The sequence below is a fragment of the Paenibacillus sp. MAHUQ-45 genome (assembly GCF_058133325.1).
On sequence record NZ_JBYUPV010000018.1, the window covers coordinates 1 to 10,712 of the forward strand.

The 10,712-nt window shown below is 51.7% G+C and carries 7 protein-coding genes; all 7 read right to left on the reverse strand.

Annotation, left to right across the window (positions count from 1 at the left end):
• Window positions 1-512: 512 nt before the first annotated feature.
• The 7 genes from AC3Y23_RS26575 to isdC all read right to left on the reverse strand — a co-directional run bounded on the left by AC3Y23_RS26575 (window position 513) and on the right by isdC (window position 10,368).
• Window positions 513-3,728 (reverse strand): S-layer homology domain-containing protein, encoded by a 3,216-nt coding sequence (locus AC3Y23_RS26575; RefSeq protein WP_379204840.1) that lies wholly within the window; start codon window positions 3,726-3,728, stop codon window positions 513-515.
• A 127-nt stretch (window positions 3,729-3,855) separates the two neighbouring features.
• Window positions 3,856-4,227, reverse strand: coding sequence for a hypothetical protein (locus tag AC3Y23_RS26580; protein WP_379204842.1), 372 nt, complete (start codon window positions 4,225-4,227; stop codon window positions 3,856-3,858).
• A gap of 286 nt (window positions 4,228-4,513) precedes the next feature.
• Window positions 4,514-5,293, reverse strand: a complete 780-nt coding sequence (locus AC3Y23_RS26585) for an ABC transporter ATP-binding protein (RefSeq protein WP_379204845.1) — start codon at window positions 5,291-5,293, stop codon at window positions 4,514-4,516.
• Window positions 5,283-6,266, reverse strand: a complete 984-nt coding sequence (locus tag AC3Y23_RS26590; protein ID WP_379204847.1) for a FecCD family ABC transporter permease — start codon at window positions 6,264-6,266, stop codon at window positions 5,283-5,285. The genes AC3Y23_RS26585 and AC3Y23_RS26590 overlap by 11 nt, the downstream gene beginning before the upstream one ends.
• Window positions 6,267-6,308: 42 nt before the next feature.
• Entirely contained in the window at window positions 6,309-7,253 is a 945-nt protein-coding gene (gene isdE / locus AC3Y23_RS26595; RefSeq protein WP_379204850.1) for a heme ABC transporter substrate-binding protein IsdE, read from the reverse strand.
• 94 nt (window positions 7,254-7,347) lie between these two features.
• Entirely contained in the window at window positions 7,348-9,435 is a 2,088-nt protein-coding gene (locus AC3Y23_RS26600; RefSeq protein WP_379204852.1) for an NEAT domain-containing protein, read from the reverse strand.
• Window positions 9,436-9,456: 21 nt separating this feature from the next.
• Window positions 9,457-10,368: a heme uptake protein IsdC gene (gene isdC / locus AC3Y23_RS26605; RefSeq protein ID WP_379204855.1), complete on the reverse strand. Its 912-nt coding sequence runs from the start codon at window positions 10,366-10,368 to the stop codon at window positions 9,457-9,459.
• Window positions 10,369-10,712 lie beyond the last annotated feature (344 nt).

Sequence of the window (10,712 nt, forward strand, 5' to 3'; positions counted from 1 at the left end):
AGGATGTGTTTTTTTGCGTAGACATGAGATTCACCTAGCCTTTATACGTTGGTGTTCTCATCATAAAACATCTGTTGGCTCTCGGGTACTCTGAAATTGTTTACCTTTAATTGGAAATATAGTGATACAAGATTAGACTCCAGAGACGCTATAAACAGAAATCCTGCTAATATTCCACTGTTTAGAGGGAATAACGTCATCTGAATCCGCTCCAAGTTCAGAACAACTTCATTTGGCAAATAACTACTATAGAGTCCGTTAGCTCCTATAAATGAGCTTCAACCTACAGTATGGAATGCTTTCATCAAGCATGTTTGACCAAAGTCTTGTGTCCAGCACTGATTATGACGTTGAACCATAAACGTATCTGTATTTCTCCAGCTCCGCAACCATTCAAAATAGAAGCGAGAGAGTGAACAGAGAGAGTGAGAAAAAGCGACCTCGCTAGGTCGCTTGAGGCCGCTTTTCAATTTACACAACTGTTAGCTATTGATTGAGTAAACTTATAATATCTACTTATTATTCAGCAATCGCAGGATCAGTGTTAATGCTTCGGCCCGCGTGGCATGTGCCAGCGGATCATAGCGGTTACCGTCCTTACCTTGCACTAGCCCTGCCTTAACAGCGGCGGCCAATTCGCCCCTCGCCCAAGCCGGAATGCTGGCTGCATCAACGAAGGTCAGCTGCGGGTGTTCTTCTGCCGCGAGCTGCGCCGCGCGGGCGGCGATGACCGCGATCTCTGTACGAGTAATATTCCCACTTGCTCTGAACGTGCCATCGGCATAACCGTTCAGTAAGCCTGCACGACTAAGTGCCGTTACCCCTTCAGTAGCCCAGGCCGGAATTTTGGCCTGATCCTTGAAAGCTGGCGCTGAAGCCGCTGCCGAGCCAAGTTCCAAGGCACGGCTCAGGAACACGGCGAACTCACCCCGGGTCACGATATCATCTGGCCGGAAGCTGCCATCCTCGAAGCCGCGCGCAATTCCGAGCGCGGTCGCCTGACGGATGGCATCCTGTGCCCAGTGGCCCTGCACATCGCGGAAGCTCACCGGCTCCGCTGTCGGCTCAGCGGGCGATGCTCCAGCAGAGCTGCCCTCGCCGCTTTCTGCACCCACGATGGTCCCTGTTACTGCACCGCTAGAAGCAGCGCCGCCCAGACTAGGGCTTGGCGTCCCTAACGAACCCGGGTTCGTGCCGGTACCAGGGTTCGTTCCTGTCCCCGGGTTCGTGCCGGTACCAGGGTTCGTTCCTGTCCCCGGGTTCGTGCCGGTACCAGGGTCCGTTCCTGTCCCCGGGTTCGTTCCAGTTCCCGGGTTCGTTCCAGTTCCCGGGTCCGTGCCGGTACCCGGGTTCGTTCCAGTTCCCGGGTCCGTGCCTGTCCCCGGGTTCGTTCCAGTTCCCGGGTCCGTTCCAGTTCCCGGGTTCGTTCCAGTTCCCGGGTTCGTTCCGGTACCCGGGTCCTTCACCACGGAAGCCTTCAGCTGCGCCACGGCTTCCGTCAGTGCAAGCAGCAGCTCATCCGATCGCTGCTGGGTACCGCCCAGATGCACCGCTACGCGGTGTGCATCTGCAATCGCCGCGGCCAGCGTTGCCTTGGCCGCTGCCGGGTACTGCCCCGCAGCCGTGCCAACCTCGGCTGCGTCGTGGACCTGCTGCGCAGCTGTAATCGCCGCCGACAGGCGGCTGTTATCCGCTGCGCCAAAGTTCAGCCGCACCGCGTACACGGTGCCGCCCACCCGCAGCTGCGCGTCATTCAACATCGCCGGGTTAACCGGCTTGATGTACACCACGCGCGCACCCGGCGCTGTCTCTTCATCAGGTGCAGCCGTGGCTGTGCCACCACTCACCTGAAGCTCATCGACAGCCGAATCCACCGTTACGATGGCGTAGGTATCCCCCGCCACCGTTGCAATCCGTGCGGGGCTATGAATGTAGCCCCCCGCCGGAGAGAACTCGTCTTTATCAGCAGCGGCAACTGAGACGTTCACGGCATATACCGCATTCTTTTTGAATACATTCAGCGCCGCTTGCAAAGCCTGTGCGGCAGCCTTTATTTGCGGCTGCGTAGCCGCCAGATTGGCTCCAGTCTTAGCAGCGGTTTGCACCGCTTGCTCGGCCTGCTGTTTGGCAGCGATGAATACTTCTTCCGCGCCGGACGGCGCTGACGCTGTCTCTAATAATCGCTTAGCGGCAGCTACCGAGTTGTTCAAGTCCTTCAAAAGCTGTGTATTATAGCTGATATACACGCCTCTGATTTCATCTCCTACCTTATAGCGGACATAAGAGAGGCCCAACCAATTCGCTCCAGCCGTCTCCGTTCCCATAGCACTGCGGATGGTAACCTGAACCGCTTGCTCCTTTTCTGCCACCCCATTCTTCAGTGGGATTGCCCGGTAGGCCTCCTGTGAATAATCCAGTCCGTCAATAGAGAATCCTCCTCTAAAGTTCGGTATAGACTGCACCATTTCTTTGGCCTGAGGCACAACCGTAAAGTTCGCGTACGCCTTATCGCCATATTCACCTGAAGCGAGCTTAAGTAGAACCGCTGTACGGCCAAAATCGGCTTCATATACGGACAGCGTCGCCGTTTCCGTAAGTGTATCAATTACATGGACAGGAACAGGTGCAGTCGCAATATAATATCTGTCCTTATTATTGTTATACCGGGTTGTGAGCGCTTGGACCGAAGCGTCCACCGCAGTCTGCGTGGCGCTGTCATTCCCCATTACCGATACAGCAGTCCGCAAAACATCACTATTTAGAGACGTTGAGACCCCTTTTACATACTCTCCTGCCGAGGCTGGCGCAAAATTATACCCTGGCTTGCCCTCAGCCGTTCCCAACTCTTTCAGATCAGCCAACAGATCTTCCACCTTAGCGATAATATATCGCAGTGCTGTCTTATTAGCCGTGTATACCGAAGTCTTATAAGCTGCAAGCCCATCATTGAGTGCGTGGTAAGCAGACTTAATATCATCTGGAGACGGAGCTGGCTGCGCTGCGACTTCCTCCGCATGAACAATATGCGTATAGAGCACACTCCGCGATCCAATTGGGTATTGACCAAACGCCGTCCCTTCCACTGTTGTGTCGTACACGGAACGGGATACCGTTACGAGTTCCTGCAGTTGTACAAGCGTAATTGCAGATGGTCCTTCGCCGCCCCCCGGCTCTCCACCTTCTCCAGGATTCACAGGTAATCCGGAAGGATCCAGCCAAAGCTGCACATTGTACCAGTAATCATAATCCAGACCTGGATAGGTCGGATTGTTCTTGATGATGACATGCATCAGGACATCTGTGGGCTTCTGAATGTCTGCAATCGGCACGGACATGACAGTCTTTCCTGCTGAACCGCTGCCGCGTGTCACTTGGTATTCCTGATATCCCTCCATCCCTTGTACATGACTGCCGGTAATCACAGCTTTTGCCGCACCCGGCTTACGAAAGGCGATATAAGGAATCAGCGCCGCATTCTCTGCTTTGATCTCATGCTCGAAGACCGCCTGGCCATTCTGCACGGTCAATTTTCCCGAATTCTCTACATACAGGAACACATTCGCTGCGGAGTCAGAAGAAGTGTTATCCATCAGATAACGGTAAAAAATATTGCCGTATGTACCGTTCTGCCCCCCTGCTGCCGCGGCTGTCTTTGCGCCCCCATCGAACGGAGTTACCAGGAGCAGCAATGCCAGCAGCAACGCTGCGTATTTTTTAAACTTCATCATTTCATCCCATTCTCCTCTTCTCAGTGTGCCTTTCTTGTGCCTGATATAAAAGAAGGAAGAAGAAACGGAGCCCCGCTTCTCTTCCTTATGCAGTCTTTAAGAACTCGGCCCCTTGGCCTACTGCTTGTTAATTCCAGTGAATGTCCAGATCGTACAGTTGACTGTGGAACACGGTGGAAACGTATAATTGAATACTAATGTCCGAATTTGGGTTGGTAGCGGTGAAAGTAAAGGTGGTCAAGTCGGTACTAGCATCGTAAGAACCGTAATAAGTAGAACTCTCTGCACTCAGGTAAGGGAAATAATCGCCTTTAAGCTTAATAGTAACTTCGTTGCCGTTCACTTCAGCCGGCCCGCTAATAAACCTGCTGGAGTGAGAATCGTAGGATCCTCCGTAGTAGAATTGATAGGATTTGCTTGCTGCAAATGCCGGAACGGCCAACATCAGTGTAAGTACAACCATCATCAACAAGGATACTGTCTTCTTCGCTTTTACCATTATGCAACACACTCCCTATGATTTGATATTAGAGCTTACGCTTTAACTGCTTGGTTCTCTGGACTTTACGACGAACAACAACCTTCCCTAGGCAAAAGCGGCTGTGCCGCTTCATTATGTGCTGAGCTTCTACCTGTACCCTTAAGATCATCCCGCCTTTCCGTAATTTCATTGCCCCTCTTAATTGATAATGATTATCAATATCAATTAATTGAGTTGATCTTACCTGTTTATCCCAGTCCTTGTCAATCCTTTTTTGTATAAAATTTGAATAATTAATATTAAATTAGTTCAAGCCCTTCCTTTTCGGAACGATGTACAGCCCAGTCTCCGGCTCCCTTTTTACCACGACCTCTACCCCATACACAGCCTTGACCGAGTCCGCAGTGATAACCTCCTCTGGTGGACCTTCCAGTACCACCTGACCTGCCTTCATCGCAATCAAATGATCGCTGTAATGAATCGCCTGGTTCATGTCATGCAGCACCATCACGACGGTCAGGCCATGTTCCCTGCCCAGCCGCCGGATCAGATCAAGCATTTCATACTGATAGAAAATATCCAGGTACGTCGTTGGCTCGTCCAAAAAAAGAATCGGTGTCCGCTGAGCCAAAGCCAACGCCAGCCAAACGCGCTGCCGTTCTCCACCCGACAATTCGGCTAGCGGCTTCTGCCGCTTGTCCTGCATATCCGTGCAGGATAGCGCCCAATCCACCGCCTCTCGGTCCACTTCTCGCTCCGGCACCAACAGCGAACGGTGCGGAAGACGTCCGAAAGACGCCAGCTTCTCCACGGTCAGATCGCCTGGCGCAGTATTCTGTTGATGCACCACCGCCAGCTTGCGGGCGATCTCCCGCGGCTTAAGACGGGCCAGCTCCTGCCCGTCCAGAATGACGGAACCGGAGGAAGGTGTATAGTTGGCAGCCAGCACGCTTAGTAAAGTGGACTTGCCGCTGCCATTGGGACCGATAATTGCCGTGGTGCAGCCCATAGGAATTGTCAGATTCAGCTCCTCCAGCAGCTTTTTGTTACGGTGATATGAGAAGGACAGTTCTTTAATCTCCATGGTTCACCTCTCCTTTACGCAGCAGGAAGATTAGAAACGGACCGCCGATCACCGTCATGATAATCGAAGCCGGAATCTCCACAGGTGCAAGCACTGTGCGCCCAAGCGTATCAGCCACCAGGATTAGCAACGCACCGGCCAGTGCCGAGAAGGGGATCAGCACCCTATGGTCCGAGCCAATGAGCTGACGTGCAATATGTGGCACCAGCAGACCGACAAAAGCGATCAATCCGCCAATCGCCGTCGCCGTTGCCGCCAGCAACACCGCCACCGCCGACACTGCAATCCGTACGCGACTTACATGCATACCGAGATTACGGGCCGTCTTGTCTTGAAGCACCAGCACATTGCACCAGGGGCTAATCAGTAAGGCCAGAATCAGACCAAGCGCGCCATATAGCACGATGATTCGCACATCTTCCCAGGTTTTCAGGTTAAAAATCGAAGTCGTCGCCATATTCACCATCGTGACTGCATAGCTACCCCTGTAGTTAAAAGACTGCCCCAGCCCAGTGAATGTCGCGTTCACAGCAATCCCGACTAGAACTAGCCTCAGCGGCTGAAGTCCTGACTTCCAGGACAAGGTGAAGACCAGTAGGCAGGCAATGGCTCCTCCGACAAAAGAGAATACCGGCATCCAAAAAAACATTGTCGGAAAAATCGTAACCATCGTCAGCGAAACAAAGCCCGCGCCTGAGGAAATACCGATCACTCCGGCATCAGCTAATGGACTACGCATCACGGATTGAAGCAGCACGCCGGAAACAGCCAGCGCGGCTCCGCAGAACAATGCCACAATGACGCGTGGCAAGCGTAAATCGCGAATGATCGCTACATTTTCATTGGTACCTGTAAACAAGCCCTGCAACAGTTCAAGCAAACTGACCTGCAAGCTGCCGCTAAGCACCGACCAAAGCACTGCTGCCAGCAGCAACACCAAGACAGCGGCAAAGCTCCACAGTAATTTCTTCATGTTCTCTTCATCCTCTGTCTGTTGTTAAAATACACACCGACTCTACTGCTTAAGCTCCGGGTAAAGCATCGGCAGCAAATCGCTAAGCGCCGCATCGGCTGCAAGGTTCGCCGTGGTGCCGAATAGCTCCTCGGGGAGATCGTATACACGTTTGTTCTTAACCGCATTGAAGTGCTTCCAGATATCATTTTTAATAAAATCCTCGTTGAACATCTTAATCACTTCTTCCGGCATCCCGTGCGCCGCGCGCAGAATCACATCGGGATTGCCCTGCTGCAAATATTCCGTATTGGAGGCCAAATACTCGACCGACTCCCCTTGGACGATATTGACTCCTCCGGCGATACGCACCAGATCACCGATGTAAGAATGTTCGGTCGCCACCAAATAGCTGCCCGGTACCCCAAGCAAGATAAGCACTTTTGGCGAGGGTTTCCCAGCTATAGCCGCTTTGATTTCGGCGATTTTATCTTCATAACGGGTAATTACGCTATCGGCCTGCGCCTTGCGATCATACTTCTCCCCAAGCTGAACCACCGACTCCTCCAGCTTCGCAAGGCTGGTCAGGTTGAGGAAGTTCGCTTCGATCCCGGCGCTCTGGAACAGCGGCTCCAGATCATATTTCAGTGTGGTGACCGACAGAACCTCGGTCGGCTTGAGTGATTTTACTTTTTCCATATCTGGACCCATGGGGTTGCCGACCTTCTCCACATTCGCATAACGTTCCGGCAGCTTCTTCGCACTGGTCGGTATACCCACCAGATTCAGATCGAGCAAGTCCATAATCTCAGTTGCCGACACAGTAGTTGCTATAATACGCGGCTCCTCCTTGGGTGTGGGCTCAGGTGTGACTTCCGCTGCTTGCTGCTGCGTGGCTGCCGGGGTGGACGCCGGACTCTTTTTCTTTGCGCTGTCCGTATTTGCAGCACAACCCACGATCAAGACAACCCAGCATAAGACGGCCATCCATCCTATCATTCTTTTCATAACAGGAACGTCCGCTCCTTTCTTCCTGCAAAACTGCGAAGGACGCCATAAATTCGGCATCCTCCGGTAGTCTGTGCTTATGTGTAGTAGATCCTTATTGCTCCAGCAATTTCACGAGTAGGGTTACTGCCTCTGCACGAGTTGCATAATCACCCGGTGCATAACGATTTCCACCTTTACCACTGATTAGCCCAGCTTGCTCCGCAGCTGCAATGTAAGGGCGTGCCCAAGCAGCAATATCGGCTGCATCACTGAACGTTGGTATTGCATTGGGATCAACCGTCAGTCCTTGCGCACGAACAATGATCACCGCGAGCTCGGCGCGGGTGATTTTGCGGTCGGCGCGGAAGCTACCATCTTCATAGCCACTGATGATTTTGCGAGCAGCTACCTGTGCTACACCGTCTGCTGCCCAAGCGGGAATGCTGCTTGCATCGCTGAAACCACGGCTGTTCGTAGCTTCGCCTTCAAGCTTCAGCGCCCGGCTCAGCAAAACAGCAAACTCAGCACGGTTTATCGGATTGTTCGGACGGAAGCTGTTGTCATCGTATCCTTTGACAAGTCCGGACTTGATTGCCTGCTCAATAGCAGCTTGTGCCCAGTGGCCGCTCACATCTGTCAGATTGACGGAGCTATCGCTCCCTGTTGCAGTCGATCCAGTATTAACTGCTGGCGCTGATGTCGGAGTAGCGGACACGGCTGGTGTAGCCGATGGGATTGCTGTTGCCGATGGTGTTGGTGTAGCTGCTGGCGCTGATGTACCCGAATCAATTCGGCCAGCCGGGTTGCTTGTCTGACCTCCTACCGTATTGCCTACTTTGATATCCACATTATAGGTGTGGAAGTAGTTGAATTCAGGCCAGTCAATCTTGACCCATGCTTTAAGTCTGACCCCGGTGTTGCTAATGGGGAACTGCACGGTACGAGTGTTGGCTGCGTTATCCGAAGCGATTACAGAGACCGACTGCTGTCCTACGGTGAATCCAGTGATTTCCTTGTTCTGCGTTAGTGTAATCGCCAAATATTTCTGCCCACCGGATACAACCAACGTACCTGGGTGCTGTACATACGTATCCATCATGGATACCTCGTTGCTGCCATCCTTGAGAATACTGTAGTCGATGCTGTAATAACCATCTGCGATGGAAGATCCCGGAGTTGTAGTTGGCGATGGACTTGGTGAAGTGACTGGTGCTGTTCCCCCGCCCTCACCTCCGCCAACGTCAGTACCTGTTGTTGGTGTAGGTGTAGGCGTCGGGGTTGGCGTTGGAGTAGATGTTGGCGTCTCTTCTCCGCCGCCACTTACAGCTGTGATGGAGTCCAGATTAAATTTATAACGCACCGCATGCGATTTGTCATAATTTGCGGAAGCTACGACAACACGGACTGTTCCGGGAAGAATAGCGGATAACCGCTCCACAGGAAAAGAAATCACACGCGTATTAGCAGCCGTATCCTCACTTACTGTCGTTACCGGCACAAGATTTGTTCCATCGCCGGCGACTTGGATTTCATGAATGGTAGAGCTGTCTTTAATTACGCTAAACGAGATGCTCTTCTGTCCTTTGTCCACCGTCAGTACTGCTGGAGTGCTGAAATACTTATTCATCGAGGACTCGGTGTCCCCGGTTGCCTGAAGCACTGAATAGGCAATAGTATACTGTCCATCGTTCAATACCGGGTCGGAAGGTGTTTCCGGCTGGGGCTCCGCGGCCGGAATCTGGCTTGGATCAAACTTGAAATCAACGTCGTACACGTTGAAATAGTTGATTTCAGGCCACTCAATCTTAACCCATCCCTTAATCGTGGAGTTCAAATCACCTAACTCGAATTTAACTGTTCTTTGGTTGTTAGATGCATTTTTATTCGTTACTGTTCCTTCGGATAATGTTCCGTCTACGGCTGTTAGCTTCAGCCCGGTAATTTCCTTGTCCTGAGTAACTGTAATAGAGACGTAGTTCTTGCCATCTTTAACTTCCAATGCAGCGGGCTTAAGGACAAATCCCTCCATTACAGAAGGGCTGGTAGTGCCATCCTTCAAGATGGAATACGGAAGCTCATACTGGCCGTCCTTGTAACGTGCGCTTTCAGCGTACGCTCCGCCAAGCGGCTGGATCACTGACCCTATAAGTAAAATGAATGCCATAATCCTTAGTACAAAACTGAATCTTGCTTTATTCAACAGAATCATTCCCCTTTAAACTTATTTTTTTCTGGCTTTAAAAACTGCATAACCTACCGCCGTAACCAGCACAGCCGCTCCACTACTCAACGCTGGGATAAGCTTCGGTCCCGCCTGCTGTTCCGCTACTATAACGGGTGCTGGCGTGGGATTTGCTGCTGCCGTCGGCTTCTTTGTCGGCGCTGGCGTAGCTGCCGACTTCTTCGCCGGTACTGGCGTAGCTGCTGGCTTCTTCACCGGCGCTGGTGTTGCTGCTGGCTTCTTCGCAGGTGCTGGCGTGGCCGCTGGCTTCTTCGCCGGTACTGGCGTGGCCGCTGGCTTCTTCGTCGGTACTGGCGTGGCTGCTGGCTTCTTCGCCGGTACTGGCGTGGCCGCTGGCTTCTTCGTCGGTACTGGCGTGGCTGCTGGCTTCTTCGCCGGTACTGGTGTGGCTGCTGGCTTCTTCGCCGGTACTGGTGTGGCTGCTGGCTTCTTCGTCGCTACTGGTGATATCGCCTTTAGCTTCCCGGCCTCAAACACAAACCGGATCGTATAGTCATGATCGTAATCAATAGACGGCACAGTGACATGAATCTTCGCAATCACCGGTTTTTCGACATCCTTGATTTCAAATTCCACTACCCGAGTATCTGCCGCCTTATTGCTGCTCACGACTTTGGCATTACCGCCTGGAACTTGGAACTCGGTAATCCACTCGCTATGATTCAGCTGCAAGCGGACTTTAACCGTTCCCCCTGAAACTGTCAGCTGCGCCGGCTTCTCAAAATAATCATTCGCCATGGAAACGGATTCATCTTCAGCCTTTTTGATGACATAATCGACGCTATAGGTTCCGTCGGCCGGAGCCGCGGAAGCATGAAGCAACGGCTGCACAGTGTAGGCAAACATCAGTAAGAGCATGAATACCAGTCCAAATTTTCTTCGAATCAACACGATATCGACTGCACCCCTTCCAAAATCATGCATTTATCATTGATAATCATTATCAATTTATCAGCAAAAAAAAAGCAACCCCTGCTCCCCTTTTTCTTGTATTTGCCAATATTTCTTGTAATGTTCCAGTAAAACATGTAGAAGTTAGACGCTGACATGATAATAATGTGATTTTTCAAGCTTTGTCAACCCTTTTCTATGATCTTCTTTTTTGAAATTACTCTGTTTTCAAAAAAAATTGAATGCAATTTTAGCGGCTTAACTCCGCATTTAGCGCTTTCCAATAAGGTTTCTTTCCTAAATTCCAAGGCTTGATATCAATATTTCGCCTTGTAAATGTGAAT